Below are 12,841 nucleotides of genomic sequence, written 5' to 3' on the forward strand. Positions count from 1 at the left end.
CCCCGGGCGGAGGTCCGGCGCGCTCATCCCCGCCCGAGGAGCTCGTCCACCAACCCGGTGGTATGTGTCGCGGCACGCATCGCCGGGTGGTCGAGCACCTCGCGCAGGAAATCCCGGGTGGTCGCGACGCGGGTGCCGGAGATCCGGAATTCCTCCAGCGCCCGCCGCATCCGGGCGAGCGCCCGGTCGCGGTCCGGCGCCCACACCACCAGCTTGGCCAGCAGCGAATCGTAGTGCGGGGGTATCGAATAACCGGCGTGCGCATGGGTGTCCACACGGACGAAAGGACCTCCGGGCGGCGTGAATTCCGCCAGGACTCCCGGGGCGGGCGCGAATTCGGCGGCAGGGTCTTCTGCGTTGATCCGGCATTCGATCGCCGCGCCGCGCAGGACAATATCTTCCTGCGCGATGCCGAGAGGTTGCCCTGCCGCGACACGAATCTGCTCGGCGATCAAATCGATGCCGGTCACCATTTCGGTGACCGGATGTTCTACCTGAATTCGGCAGTTCACCTCCATAAAATAGTGATTACCCTCCCGGTCGACCAGGAATTCCACTGTTCCGGCGCCGGTATAGCCCGCCTCCAACACACCGTTCACAGCGGATCTGCCCATTCGATCGGCAAGACCTTCGGGCAGCAGCGGAGCCGGCGATTCCTCGATCAATTTTTGATGCCTGCGCTGCACCGAGCAGTCACGTTCACCCAGGTGCACGCCGTTGCCGTGGCCGTCACACAGCACCTGGATCTCGACGTGCCTCGCCGCGGCGAGATACTTCTCCAGATAGACCCGGCTGTCGCCGAACAACATCCGCGCCGTCGCCCTGGTCTGCTGATAGGCGCGCGGGAACGCCGCACTCTCGTGCACCACCTGCATGCCGCGCCCACCCCCGCCCGCTGCTGCCTTGATGATCACCGGGTAGCCGATCGAATCCGCGAGTGCGTGCGCCTCGTCGAGTTCGAGTGGATCGAGGCTGCCCGGCAGTAGCGGCAGTCCCGCCTTCGCCATCAGCGTGCGCGCCGACTGCTTGTCGCCGAGCCGGGCCATCACGTCGGCGGGCGGCCCGATCAGCGTGACGCCCGCCGCGCGGCAGGCGTCGGCGAAATCCGGTGACTCCGAGAGGAATCCGTATCCCGGATGGATCGCGTCGGCGCCGGTGAGCTCGGCGGCGGCGAGGATCGCCGCGGCGTTCAGATAACTGCGCTTGGCCGCGGACGGGCCGATCTGCACCGCCTCGTCGGCGAAACGCACCACCGCCGAGTCGGCATCGGCGACCGAGTGCACCGCCACCGTGCGCACGCCGAGCTCACGGCAGGTGCGCGCGACACGCAGCGCGATCTCACCGCGGTTGGCGATCAGGATCTTCTCGAACATGGCGCCACTCCTACGCGACCGACCGGACCAAGACTTGCTGCCGCGCACCGAACCGCCGGAAGCGGGCGCGCCGCTCGTCGGCCAGCTCCGCACCGCTGCGCCCGACCAGCTCGCCGAGGGTCGCGGCCAGAGCGCGGTGCAACTGCTCGGCCGCGGCCACGGGTGCCGAGCCCACGTCGTCGCCCGGCTCGGGCAGTACCGCGTCGACCACCCCGAGACGCAGGAGGTCACGCGCGGTGAGCGCCAGCGCGGCCGCGGCCCGGGGTGCGGCGGCGGGGTCGTTCCATACGATCGCCGCGCAACCCTCCGGGCTGATCACCGAGTACGTCCCGTTCGCGAACATCAGCACCCGGTTGGCCACACCGAGCGCCAGAGCCCCGCCGCTGCCGCCCTCGCCGATCACCACACTGATCACCGGCACCCGTAGTGCGGACATCAAACGGATGTTCTCCGCGATGACGATCGCCTGCCCCTGTTCCTCGGCGGTCGCCCCCGGATACGCGCCGGGCGTGTCGATCAAGGTGATGACGGGCAGTCCGAGCTTCTCGGCCAGCCGCATGAGCCGCGCCGCCTTGCGATAGCCGGCCGGGGTCGGCATGCCGAAGTTGCGTTCCATCAGCTCCTTCGGATCGTGTCCCTTCTGGTGGCCGATCACCACTACCGGTTGCCCGCCCAGCCACGCCGTTCCGCCCACCACCGCGGCGCAGTCGCCCGAGATCCGGTCGCCGCGCAACTCGCGGAACTCGTCGAAAGCGAGCGCGAAGTAGTCGAGCGCGGTCGGTCGTTGCGGGGCCCGCGCGCGGCGTACCTGCGTCCAGGGATCGGTCGCGGGAACGCGGGCCGGATCGGTGATCGCTCCCGCGTCCGCGGGGACGAGGGGCTCGGCCGGATCGATCGGGCCCGCGGCCCGCAGCAGCGCGCCGAGCGCCTGCCGCAGGCCGGCGCGCGGCACGATCATGTCGATCAACCCACGTTCCAGCAGGAATTCGGCGGTCTGGAACTTCGGCGGCAATTCCTGCCGGATGGTCTGCTCGATCACCCGGCGCCCGGCGAACCCGAGACGCGCACCCGGCTCGGCGATCAGCACGTCGGAGAGGGTGGCAAAGGAGGCCGCGACGCCGCCGTAGGTGGGGTCGGTGATCACACTGACGGTGAGGATGCCCGCCCGGTCCAGCTGCTCCAGCGCCGCGCTGGTCTTGGCCATCTGCATCAGCGACAGCGGCCCCTCCTGCATCCGGGCGCCGCCCGACGCGGTGACGATGATCAGCGGGATACGCCGGGCCAAGGCGGTTTCGGCGGCGGCGGTGATCATCTCGCCCACCGCGATGCCGAGACTGCCGCCCAGGAAGCGGAAGTCCATGGCGGCGAGCACCACCGGCCTGCCCTCGATCGCGGCCAGCGCGCACAGCACCGCGTCGGGCATGCCGGTGCGGGCGCGCGCGGCGGCCAGCCGATCCGGATAGGACTTGGTGTCGGTGAAGGTCAGCGGGTCGTCGTCGGTGGCGGCGACCGGCAGCGGCTCGAAGCGTCCGTCGTCGGCGAGCTGCACGACGCGCTGTTCGGCGGTGATCGGAGTGTGCCTGCCGCATTCGCCGCAGACGCCGAGGTCGCGGGCGAACCGTTTGCCGTACAGCGGGATCAGGCATGCCGGGCAGAGCACCCAGTCCGCGGCGGCGCCATCTCGGCCGTGTGCTGACTTCATCACGCGTGTCTCCTTGCTCGGGGAACGGGTGATCGATCCGGGCAGCGCCGGCCGGGCGATCACAACGACAGCGTGCACCCCGCCGCTCGAGAACAACTCGATTCGTTCGCTCGAGCGATGTTCGAGGGCCGTCCTCGATGCTCGATCACACCATCGAAGGGAGAATCGCCATGAGTACCAAAGCATCCGGTGGTGCGCGATGAGCCGCCGCGTTGTCGTCACCGGGCTCGGGGTCCGCGCGCCCGGCGGGTCGGGCAAGGACGAGTTCTGGAAGCTTTTGTCGGAAGGCCGTACCGCGACGCGCCGAATCTCGTTCTTCGACGCCTCGCCGTACCGGTCCCAGGTAGCCGGCGAAGCGGACTTCGACCCGGTGCGGGAGGGCCTGTCGCCCAGGGAGATTCGGCGCATGGACCGTGCGGTGCAGTTCGCCGTGGTCTGCGCGCGGGAGGCGGTGGCCGACAGCGGGCTCGACTTCGCGGCGGTCGATCCGCACCGGCTCGGCGTGAGCCTCGGCAGTGCGGTCGCTGCGGCCACCAGCCTGGAGCGTGAATACCTGGTGCTGTCGGACTCCGGCAAGAACTGGCTGGTCGATGAAACGTATCTCTCCCCGCACATGTTCGACTACATGATCCCCAGCGTGATGCCCGCGGAGGTGGCCTGGAGCGTGGGGGCGGAGGGACCCGTGGCGATGGTCTCCAACGGGTGCACGTCGGGACTGGACTCGGTCGGGCACGCGGTGCAACTGATCCGTGAGGGCTCGGCCGACGTCATGGTGGCGGGCGCGTCGGACACCCCCATCACACCGATCGTGGTGGCCTGCTTCGACGCGATCAAGGCGACCACACCGCGCAACGACGAAGCGGAAGTAGCCTCGCGGCCGTTCGACAACTCGCGTAACGGGTTCGTCCTCGCCGAAGGCGCCGCGATGTTCGTGCTGGAGGAATACGAGAGCGCCCGCAAGCGCGGCGCACGCATCTACGCCGAGATCTCCGGCTACGCGACTCGCTGCAACGCATATCACATGACGGGTCTCAAGGCGGACGGTCGCGAGATGGCCGAGGCGATCCGGGTCGCGCTCGACGAATCCAGGATCGACCCCACCGGCGTGGACTACATCAACGCGCACGGTTCGGGCACCAGGCAGAACGACCGGCACGAGACCGCCGCGGTGAAGCGCAGTCTCGGCGCGCACGCCTACGCCACGCCGATGAGCTCGATCAAGTCCATGGTCGGGCACTCGCTCGGCGCGATCGGATCGGTCGAGATCGCCGCCTCGCTGCTGGCGCTGGAATACCAGGTGGTGCCGCCGACGGCGAACCTGCACGAGCCCGACCCGGAGTGCGATCTGGACTACGTTCCGCTGGTCGCCCGGGACCACCGGATGAACACGGTGCTCAGCGTGGGCAGCGGGTTCGGCGGATTCCAGAGCGCGATGGTGCTGCGCAAGCCCGAGGCGGTGGCGGCATGATGCTGGTGACCGGAATGGGTGTGCTCGCGCCGAACGGAGTCGGCGTGGAGCGTTTCTGGGATGCCGTGCTGGCCGGACGCGGCGGCATCGCGCCGCTCACCCGGTTCGACGCCGGCCGCTCGGCGGCGCGCCTCGCCGGCCAGGTGACCGATTTCGACGCCGGCGAGCACCTGCCGAGCCGGCTGCTGCCGCAGACCGACATCTCGACCAGGATGGCGCTGGTCGCCGCGCAGTGGGCGCTGGACGACGCGAAGGTCGACACCGCGGTGATGACCGACTACGACATGGGCGTGGTGACCGGAAATGCCTCCGGCGGCTTCGAATTCACGCACCGGGAGTTCAACAAGCTGTGGTCGCTCGGCTCCGGGCACGTCAGCGTGTACGAGTCCTTCGCGTGGTTCTACGCGGTGAACACCGGCCAGATCTCCATCCGGCACGGCATGCGCGGGCCGAGCAGCGCCTTGGTCGCCGAGCAGGCCGGCGGGCTGGATGCGATCGGCCACGCGCGCCGCACCGTGCGACGCGGGACGCCGCTGGTGGTCACCGGTGGCGTCGATTCGGCGCTGGATCCGTGGGGCTGGGCCTCGCACGTGTCCAGCGGCGCGGTGAGCACCGCGACCGACCCCGAACGCGCCTATCTGCCGTTCGACGCCGCCGCCGCCGGATACGTGCCCGGTGAGGGCGGCGCGATGCTGGTCGTCGAGGACGCCGCCGCGGCGCGGGCCCGTGGTGTACCGAAGGTACACGGCGAAATCGCCGGCTACGCTTCGACTTTCGACCCGCCGCCCGGTTCGGGGCGCCCGTCGAGTCTGCGCCGCGCCGCCGAGCTCGCGCTGGCCGATGCCGGGATGACGCCCGGTGACATCGATGTGGTGTTCGCCGACGCCTCCGGCATACCCGACCGCGACCGCGACGAGGCCGCCGCCATCGAGGCGATGTTCGGGCCCTGCGGCGTTCCGGTCACCGCGTCGAAACCGCTGACCGGACGCCTGTTCTCCGGTGCTGGCCCGCTCGACATCGTGACCGCACTGCTGGCGATGCGCGACTCGGTCATCCCGCCGACCGCTCACACCACCACGCTCGCCGAGAACTACCGGATCGATCTGGTCCTCGGCGCACCGCGCACCGCCACCGTCGGCGGTGCGCTCGTCCTGGCCCGCGGGCGCTGGGGTTTCAACTCCGCGGTCGTCGTGCGCGCCGTATCCGACCGAGTACTCCCAGGGAGCGAATCATGACCATGACCATCACCGAACTACGCCGGATTCTCGTGGACTGCGCGGGCGGCGAGGACCTCGCCGAACTCGACGGCGACATCGCCGCAGCGGAGTTCGAGGAGCTGGGCTACGACTCGCTCGCGCTCATCGAGACCGCGGCGCGGATTCAGCGCGACTTCGGCGTCATGATCCCGGAGGAGCAGCTCATCGAGGTCAAGACGCCACAGGAGCTGGTCGACATCGTGAACGCCCAACTGCGGGGCGCGGCATGAGGGTCAGGCCCGACGGCGGCAGCGCGTGTGACCACGCGATGCCCGCACCCGCCGAGGAGGATAGAGCATGAACCCCAGCGTGATGAGCCACACCAAGGTGGTGCACGCCGCGCCCCAGGTCGTCTACGACCTGGTCGCCGACGTGACCAGGTGGCCGGTGATCTTCGAGCCGAGCGTGCTGGTGCGCCACCTGCACCGCGGTCCGGACGAGGAGCGTTTCCGGCTGTGGGCGACCGTCGGTGGCGCGGTGAAGAACTGGACGTCGCGGCGGGTGCTGGACGCCGGGCAGCGCCGCATCGCCTTCGAGCAGGAACGCAGCCAGGCGCCGATCGCCTCGATGGGCGGCGGCTGGTCGTTCCGCGAGGTCGGTCCTGGCACGACGAAAGTCACGCTGGATCACCACTTCACGGTGGTGGACGGGGTGGAACCCGAGCAGGTCGCCGCATCGGTGGACCGCAACAGCGAGACCGAGCTCGCGGCGCTAGCCCGCATCGCCGAACTCGGCCACCCGGTGCAAGAGGTGATTCACACCTTCGAGGACACGGTGCCGCTGGAGTGCTCGGCCGCCGAGGCGTACGACTTCGTCTACCACAGCGAACGCTGGCCCGAGCAGGTGCCGCACGTCGGCCGTATCGAGCTCACCGAGGACGCCGAGGGCGTGCAGCTGATGGAGATGGATACGGTGACCGCGGGCGGGATTCCGCACACCACCAAGTCGATCCGAGTGTGCTTCCCCGGCGATCGGATCGATTACAAGCAGCTGGTTCCGCCCGCGATACTGTTCGGCCACAGCGGCGCTTGGGAATTCGCCGAAGGTCCGGACGGCGCCATGGTGACCGCACGGCACACGGTGGCGATCAATCCGGCGGCCGCGCGCGAGATACTCGGTGCGAACACCGATCTCGCCGACGGCCGCGCATATCTCACCGAGGCGCTATCGAGCAACAGCCGCAATACGCTGCGGTGCGCGGAGCGCTACGCCGCGACGACGAAGTCGCCGACATGACAGCCACCGAGACGGCGGCCACACCGCGCGTGCACGAAGTCGCCGACGGCGTCTACGCCTACACACACAGCCGTGGCGGCTGGTGTGTCAGCAACGCCGGGGTGCTGACCGGGCCGGACGGCGCGGTGGTGATCGACACGCTGGCGACGGAGGCACGCACCCGGGCCCTCGTCGAGTTCGTCGACGGGCTGGGTACCGGCCCGGCGCGCACCGTCGTGAACACCCACCATCACGGCGACCACAACTTCGGCAACCACCTGTTCGGGCCGACCGCCGTCGTCATCGGCCACGACCGGATCCGGCCCGAGATGATCGAGACGGGGCTGGCGCTGACGAAGCTGTGGCCGGACGTCGAATGGGGCGATGTGCGGGTCACGTTGCCGAGCATCACGTTCAGCTATCACCTGACCTTGCACCAGGGCGAGCGCCGGGTGGAGCTCATCCACTTCGGGGCCGCCGCGCACACCACCAATGACGTGGTGGCGTGGCTGCCCGAGGAACGCGTGCTGTTCGCCGGGGACCTGGTGATGGCGGGCGCGGCGCCGTTCTGCCTGATGGGGTCGATCAGCGGTTCGATCACGGCGGTCCGGCGGCTGGCCGCGCTGGGCGCGGAGACGGTCGTCGCCGGGCACGGCCCGGTCACCGGGCCGGAGATCTTCGACCAGACGCTGCGGTATCTGAGCTGGGTACAGAACTTGGCGGCGGAGGGACGCGCACTGGGTCTGACGCCGCTGGCGACCGCGCTGGAGGCCGACCACGGCGAGTTCGCCGAACTGGTCGATCAGGAGCGGTTGGTCGGCAACCTGTATCGCGCGGACGCGGAACTGACCGGCGGCCGGCTCGGCGAGCCGCTGGACGTGTTGGCGATCTTCGACGAAATGGTGCTCTACAACGGTGGGCAGGTGCCGGCATGCCTGGCCTGAGCACCGAGTCGGTGCGGGTCTGCGTGATCGGCGGCGGCCCCGCGGGACTGATGACCGGACTGCTGCTGGCGCGCTCCGGCGTGGACGTGCTCGTGCTGGAGAAGCATCCGGATTTCCTGCGGGATTTCCGCGGCGACACGGTGCACACCTCGACGCTGCTGGCGATGAACGAACTCGGCTTGGCCGAGGAGTTCCTCGCGCTGCCGCACGTCGAGCTGCCCCAGTTGCCGATGGCGACCGCCACCGGTCCGGTGGTGTTCGCGGACTTCAGCGCTCTGCCCGGGCCTTTTCCGTTCGTGGCGTTCATGCCGCAGTGGGACGTGCTGAATTTCCTCGCCGAGGCCGCCCGCCGCTATCCCGGCTTCCGCCTCGTCCAGGAGGCGGAGGTCACCGAGCTGGTGCAGCGCGACGGCACGGTAGTCGGCGCACGCGCCGAGACGCCCGATGGACCCGTGGAGATCACCGCCGACCTGGTGATCGCCGCTGACGGACGGCACTCGATCGTGCGCAGGTCGGGCCTGCTCGAGGTCGCCGCCAGCGCGGCGCCGATGGACGTGCTGTGGTTCCGGGTGAGCAAACCCGAGGGCGAACGCCTGCCCACCGTGCGCAGCGGCAAAGGGTTCTTCATCGTCTGTATCGACCGCGGAGATTATCTTCAGGTCGCGTACATGATCCCGAAGGGCGGCTTCGCGACGATCCGGACCGCGGGGTTGGCGCGGTTCCGCGCGGATCTGGCCGCCATCTATCCTGCGCTCGCGCCACATCTGGACGCGGAGATCTCGGATTGGGGCGACGTGAAGCCGCTCGACGTCCGGGTGGACCGGCTGCGCCGCTGGTACCGGCCGGGGCTGGTGGCGATCGGGGACGCGGCGCACGCGATGTCCCCGGCCGGTGGAGTCGGGATCAATCTGGCCGTGCAGGACGCCATCGCGGCCGCCCGGCTGCTGGCGCCGATCCTCACTACGGGCGCGACCGCCACCACGGCACAGCTGCGCGCCATCCAGCGCCGCCGCGAATTCCCCATGCGCGTCGTGCAATTCGCGCAATTACACCTACTGGCCGACCTCTACCCCAGCGCGGGACGGGCGGCAACCGACAAACCGCTGCTGGTCCGGCTGCTCCGCCGTTTCCCGCGCCTGCCCCGGCTGGTGGCCCGGGTGATCGGCCTCGGTGTCCGCCCCGAGCCGGTGCCGCCCGCCATGACTTCGACCGGAACCACCTCGGCCCTCACGAAACTCAGGGAGAACTGATCGTGTCGACCTACTTGCTCATCCACGGCGCCTTCCATGGCGGATGGGTCTGGCAGCGGGTGACCCCCCTGCTCGAAGACGCGGGCCACCGCGTCGTGGCCCCTTCGCTGGTCGGTCTCGGCGACCGCGCGGACCTGCTCACCGCGGACGTCGGCCTCGACACCCACGTCCAGGACCTGATCGATCTGATCACCTCCGAGGACCTGACCGGTGTCGTCCTCGTCGGGCACAGCTACGGCGGCATCGTGGTCACCGCCCTGGCCGACGCCGTGCCGGACCGCATCGCCGAACTCGTCTACATCGATACCTTCGTGCCCCGCGACGGCGAAGCGGTGGCCGACATCATGCCCGGCATGGTCGAGGCCTTCGCCGCCGCGGCGGCCGCCACCGGCGACGGCTGGCGGGTGCCGCCGCAAACCGAACCGGCCGGCGACGGCGGGCTGTACGGGGTCACGGAGGAACCCGACCTCGGCTGGGTGGCGTCCATGCAGACACCGCAATCGCTGAAGACCTTCCAGCAGCCGATGACCTTGACCGATCCCGAGGCGCTGGCCGCGATTCCGGTGACGCACGTCCACTGCAGCGAAGGCGGCGAGGACTTCAAAGCTATGCGCGCGGCCATGCCCCGCACCTTGCCGCCCGCCGACCTGCCCGCCGAACGGCTCCACGTGCTGCCCACCGGGCACGACTGCATGATCACGATGCCGCGCGAATTGGCCGGATACCTGCTCGAGCTCTCCCCTCGACCAGCACCGGCGCCGTGAATGTCCGGCTGGTGAGCGGAACGGCGCGGTTTCGATCCCGATCGGACGGTGACGCCGAGCGCAGCTGTGCTCGGCGTCCCTCCGTGACGGCCGGAAGCTGAGGGATCAGCCCGGCGTCCCGGCGGCGTCATAGGCGGCGCGCGCCGCGAGGACCTCGCCGAGGTGTTCGCCGGACCACGCCACGATGCTGCTGAACACCGGAGTCAGCGTCGCGGCAAGCGGGGTCGCCTCGTACTCGACGCGCGGCGGGACCTCCGGGTGATAGGTGCGCGCGACCAGGCCGTCGCGTTCGAGCTGACGGAGGCGCTGGGTGAGGACTTTGGGGGTCAGGCCCGGAATTCGCTGTTGCAGTTCGGTGAAGCGCAGCCTGCCGTCGTGGATGAGGACCCAGAGGACCTGGGTGGACCAGCGGCCGAACACCAGGTCGATGACCGGCGTGATCGGACAGGGGTCGATGGGCGTTTCAGGCGCGGCGGTCATACGTCCTCCCGGTAAGTCACTTTCCCCTTGGTTACTACTATACTTCGGAAAGTAACCTGTTCCCAGGTTCGCGCATACGCGAAATCCGAAGGAGCACAGTCATGACGACGACAACGGTGGCCGGACGCCTGGACCTGCCGCGCCGCCCCGGCGATCGGCCCAGCACCCGCGAGCACAATCCGCACCAGCAGCTCAGCCAGATCGCGCCTGCCGTGCTGCAAGAGGAACTGTGGTCACGGATGAGCACGCTCGACGGCGTTCTGCTCGGCCACAGCGGAGTATCCCTGCCCGACACCCGCGCGCTGCACCTGCGGCCCACCATGGCCCAGGGGCCCGCCGAGGCATACCTCGCGGGCACCGAATTCGCCCACCTGCACGGGCACGGCGACGGCAGTCTGCACATGTGCCTGCCGGAGGACGTCGTGGCACAGGCGATCCGGCTTTGCTGGGCCGAACCCCATCCGATGGCCCGCCAGGGCTACCTGCCCGGGACGGTAGTGATGGTCTACGGGCCGCGCGACCGTACGGAGCTGGACGTCGCCTGGCAGCTGGTGCGGATCAGTCACGGCTTCGCCCGCCACGCGGCTACAGCGTGATTAGAGCGGCTGCCGCCATCGTCGGTGCCATGAACGCAACCGATCTTGTGGGTACCTGGGAACTGTTGTCCTACTACGACATCGACGAGCAGGACACGACCAGCCGAGGGCCACTCGGCGACTCGCCGCGCGGACTGTTGATCTACAGCGCGCACGGCTACATGTCGGTGAGCATGATGCGCACGGACGGAGCCCCGGGCGCGAACCCGTTCATGGGCTACGCCGGCACGTGGCGGCGGTCCGGCACCGAGATGGTGCACGCGATCAGCGTCTGCTCCAACCCCGCGTGGGCGCAGACCGAGCAGGTGCGGCAGATGTCACTGAACGGCGACGTGCTCACGCTGATCGGCTCCGCCCAGGTCGGCGGGCGGACACAGCGGCGGGTACTCACCTGGCGCCGCAGCGGACCGCCCGCCTGAACCACGTTGTCATTCCGGAGAAAACGAGAACAAAGGCTCGTCGAATTGAACCGGTTCGTTGTCTTGCTTGAGTATCCCGCTGATCACCCCGCCCGCTTGGGCGGTCACCGGGATCATCAACTTCATCGCCTCGACGATGGCGATCTGCTGCCCGGCGCTCACCCGCTCGCCGACCTCGACGAACGGATCCGCCCCCGGCTCGGGGCACCGATAGAACACACCGACACTGGGTGCGCGCACTACCGCACCCAGTGCTGGAACATCCTGGGCGGCAACAGTTTCCACCGTAGTCGCCGCGATCGCGGCGGGCGCAGCCTGCACCGCGGCCTGCCATTCGGCCTCGACGGTCACCTCCCCCACCTGGAATCGCAGCGCGCTCGGCTGCTGCGGGAAACCCGCGAGCAATTGCAACGCGCCGGTCTGGATCGCCTCCAGCACCCGGAGGTAGTCCTCGTGCCCCGTGGCCGGGGCGTCGGCGGTGTTTTCGTCCACTGCGGTCATTGCCGTCGCTCCTTGTCAGTAATTACCGAGACCGCCACAGACGTTCAGCGCCTGTGCGGTGACCGCGCCCGCGCCCGGACCGATCAGGTAGTCGACCATCGCCGCCACCTCGAACGGTTGCACGTATCGACCGATCGGTACCCGCGCGCTGACCCGGGCGTGCACCTCGTCGGTGTCGACACCCCACAGCCCGGAGTAGACCTCGCGCACTCGCTCGGCCATCGGCGTCTCCACGAAACCGGGGCAGACGGCGTTGACCGTGATGCCGGTCTTGGCCAGTTCGAGCCCGAGCGCCTTGGTGAAACCGACCACCCCATGCTTGGACGCGGAGTACGGGGCGCCGTGCACGACGCCCTGTTTGCCGCCCGTGGAAGCGATGTTGACGATCCGTCCGCTGCCGCGTTCGAGCATGCCGCCCGCGTTCAGCACCGCCTTGGTCATCAGGAACACGCTGTTGAGATTGGTGTTGATCACGTCGAACCACAGTTCGTCGCTCACTCGAGCGGTGACGCCGCCGCCGCTGCGGCCCGCGTTGTTGATCAGGATGTCGATCGGGCCGTAGCGCCGCACACCCGCGTCGACGTACTCGCGAACCTGCGCGGCGTCGGCGACATCGCAGATGGTGCCGTCCACCTCGTGCCCCTCGTCCTGCAGGCTTTTCACCGTGTCGGTCACCCGCTGCTGATCGCGGGCGCAGAGGAACACCGCGATGCCCTGGGCCGCCAGGCTTTTGGTGATCTCCAGGCCCATTCCGCTGGTCGCTCCGGTGACCAGCGCGACGCGCCGATTTTCCGCCATGACTCCTCCATCGGTAGATCTTCCGAACTCGCCGGGCTTTTCGATCACCAGGGTCGACCGGCGTCCTATAGATCC

At 69.3% G+C, this 12,841-nt stretch carries 14 protein-coding genes; 9 read left to right on the forward strand and 5 right to left on the reverse strand.

Annotated features, from left to right (window positions below):
- Positions 1-23 precede the first annotated feature (23 nt).
- Positions 24-1,373: an acetyl-CoA carboxylase biotin carboxylase subunit gene (locus ON19_RS17275; protein WP_043693294.1), complete on the reverse strand. Its 1,350-nt coding sequence runs from the start codon at positions 1,371-1,373 to the stop codon at positions 24-26.
- A gap of 10 nt (positions 1,374-1,383) precedes the next feature.
- On the reverse strand, positions 1,384-3,075 hold the full coding sequence (locus ON19_RS17280) for an acetyl-CoA carboxylase carboxyl transferase subunit (protein ID WP_043693465.1): 1,692 nt from the start codon (positions 3,073-3,075) through the stop codon (positions 1,384-1,386).
- Between the two features lie 199 nt (positions 3,076-3,274).
- On the opposite strand from ON19_RS17280, the gene ON19_RS17285 reads away from it, so the two are divergent.
- The 7 genes from ON19_RS17285 to ON19_RS17315 all read left to right on the forward strand — a co-directional run bounded on the left by ON19_RS17285 (position 3,275) and on the right by ON19_RS17315 (position 9,972).
- The gene (locus ON19_RS17285) at positions 3,275-4,543 is read left to right on the forward strand and encodes a beta-ketoacyl-[acyl-carrier-protein] synthase family protein (RefSeq protein WP_043693297.1); all 1,269 of its coding nucleotides are present in this window, start codon (positions 3,275-3,277) and stop codon (positions 4,541-4,543) included.
- Positions 4,540-5,778: a ketosynthase chain-length factor gene (locus ON19_RS17290; RefSeq protein ID WP_043693299.1), complete on the forward strand. Its 1,239-nt coding sequence runs from the start codon at positions 4,540-4,542 to the stop codon at positions 5,776-5,778. The genes ON19_RS17285 and ON19_RS17290 overlap by 4 nt, the downstream gene beginning before the upstream one ends.
- Positions 5,775-6,029 carry an acyl carrier protein gene (locus tag ON19_RS17295; RefSeq protein ID WP_218006445.1) on the forward strand — a complete coding sequence of 85 codons (255 nt, stop codon included), beginning with the start codon at positions 5,775-5,777 and terminating at the stop codon, positions 6,027-6,029. Before ON19_RS17290 ends, ON19_RS17295 begins: the two co-directional genes overlap by 4 nt.
- Positions 6,030-6,096: 67 nt before the next feature.
- Positions 6,097-7,035 carry an aromatase/cyclase gene (locus ON19_RS17300; protein WP_043693305.1) on the forward strand — a complete coding sequence of 313 codons (939 nt, stop codon included), beginning with the start codon at positions 6,097-6,099 and terminating at the stop codon, positions 7,033-7,035.
- Entirely contained in the window at positions 7,032-7,958 is a 927-nt protein-coding gene (locus ON19_RS17305) for an MBL fold metallo-hydrolase (RefSeq protein ID WP_043693467.1), read from the forward strand. The genes ON19_RS17300 and ON19_RS17305 overlap by 4 nt, the downstream gene beginning before the upstream one ends.
- The gene (locus tag ON19_RS17310; RefSeq protein ID WP_051168998.1) at positions 7,946-9,208 is read left to right on the forward strand and encodes an FAD-dependent oxidoreductase; all 1,263 of its coding nucleotides are present in this window, start codon (positions 7,946-7,948) and stop codon (positions 9,206-9,208) included. Before ON19_RS17305 ends, ON19_RS17310 begins: the two co-directional genes overlap by 13 nt.
- 2 nt (positions 9,209-9,210) lie before the next feature.
- Positions 9,211-9,972 (forward strand): alpha/beta fold hydrolase, encoded by a 762-nt coding sequence (locus ON19_RS17315; RefSeq protein ID WP_043693308.1) that lies wholly within the window; start codon positions 9,211-9,213, stop codon positions 9,970-9,972.
- A gap of 105 nt (positions 9,973-10,077) precedes the next feature.
- Here the strand turns inward: ON19_RS17315 and ON19_RS17320 are convergent, their stop codons facing one another.
- Positions 10,078-10,452 carry a winged helix-turn-helix transcriptional regulator gene (locus tag ON19_RS17320; protein ID WP_043693310.1) on the reverse strand — a complete coding sequence of 125 codons (375 nt, stop codon included), beginning with the start codon at positions 10,450-10,452 and terminating at the stop codon, positions 10,078-10,080.
- Between the two features lie 101 nt (positions 10,453-10,553).
- Between ON19_RS17320 and ON19_RS17325 the strand changes: the two genes are divergently transcribed.
- Positions 10,554-11,048 carry a luciferase domain-containing protein gene (locus ON19_RS17325; protein WP_051168999.1) on the forward strand — a complete coding sequence of 165 codons (495 nt, stop codon included), beginning with the start codon at positions 10,554-10,556 and terminating at the stop codon, positions 11,046-11,048.
- Between the two features lie 29 nt (positions 11,049-11,077).
- Entirely contained in the window at positions 11,078-11,467 is a 390-nt protein-coding gene (locus tag ON19_RS17330) for a lipocalin-like domain-containing protein (RefSeq protein WP_043693313.1), read from the forward strand.
- Between the two features lie 9 nt (positions 11,468-11,476).
- Here the strand turns inward: ON19_RS17330 and ON19_RS17335 are convergent, their stop codons facing one another.
- Together ON19_RS17335 and ON19_RS17340 are read right to left on the reverse strand one after the other, a co-directional pair.
- The gene (locus ON19_RS17335; RefSeq protein WP_043693316.1) at positions 11,477-11,968 is read right to left on the reverse strand and encodes an acetyl-CoA carboxylase biotin carboxyl carrier protein; all 492 of its coding nucleotides are present in this window, start codon (positions 11,966-11,968) and stop codon (positions 11,477-11,479) included.
- A 15-nt stretch (positions 11,969-11,983) separates the two neighbouring features.
- Positions 11,984-12,766: an SDR family NAD(P)-dependent oxidoreductase gene (locus ON19_RS17340; protein ID WP_043693319.1), complete on the reverse strand. Its 783-nt coding sequence runs from the start codon at positions 12,764-12,766 to the stop codon at positions 11,984-11,986.
- Positions 12,767-12,841: the final 75 nt, after the last annotated feature.

This window comes from Nocardia abscessus NBRC 100374, from assembly GCF_000308455.1.
GTDB classification, from domain to species: domain Bacteria; phylum Actinomycetota; class Actinomycetes; order Mycobacteriales; family Mycobacteriaceae; genus Nocardia; species Nocardia abscessus.

Coding starts and splice junctions, on each gene's coding strand:
- ON19_RS17340 (WP_043693319.1), bottom strand. CDS start 12,766: ATGGCGGAAAATCGGCGCGTCGCGCTGGTCACCGGAGCGACCAGCGGA.
- ON19_RS17300 (WP_043693305.1), top strand. CDS start 6,097: ATGAACCCCAGCGTGATGAGCCACACCAAGGTGGTGCACGCCGCGCCC.
- ON19_RS17305 (WP_043693467.1), top strand. CDS start 7,032: ATGACAGCCACCGAGACGGCGGCCACACCGCGCGTGCACGAAGTCGCC.
- ON19_RS17335 (WP_043693316.1), bottom strand. CDS start 11,968: ATGACCGCAGTGGACGAAAACACCGCCGACGCCCCGGCCACGGGGCAC.
- ON19_RS17310 (WP_051168998.1), top strand. CDS start 7,946: ATGCCTGGCCTGAGCACCGAGTCGGTGCGGGTCTGCGTGATCGGCGGC.
- ON19_RS17325 (WP_051168999.1), top strand. CDS start 10,554: ATGACGACGACAACGGTGGCCGGACGCCTGGACCTGCCGCGCCGCCCC.
- ON19_RS17295 (WP_218006445.1), top strand. CDS start 5,775: ATGACCATGACCATCACCGAACTACGCCGGATTCTCGTGGACTGCGCG.
- ON19_RS17280 (WP_043693465.1), bottom strand. CDS start 3,075: ATGAAGTCAGCACACGGCCGAGATGGCGCCGCCGCGGACTGGGTGCTC.
- ON19_RS17275 (WP_043693294.1), bottom strand. CDS start 1,373: ATGTTCGAGAAGATCCTGATCGCCAACCGCGGTGAGATCGCGCTGCGT.
- ON19_RS17330 (WP_043693313.1), top strand. CDS start 11,078: ATGAACGCAACCGATCTTGTGGGTACCTGGGAACTGTTGTCCTACTAC.
- ON19_RS17285 (WP_043693297.1), top strand. CDS start 3,275: ATGAGCCGCCGCGTTGTCGTCACCGGGCTCGGGGTCCGCGCGCCCGGC.
- ON19_RS17290 (WP_043693299.1), top strand. CDS start 4,540: ATGATGCTGGTGACCGGAATGGGTGTGCTCGCGCCGAACGGAGTCGGC.
- ON19_RS17320 (WP_043693310.1), bottom strand. CDS start 10,452: ATGACCGCCGCGCCTGAAACGCCCATCGACCCCTGTCCGATCACGCCG.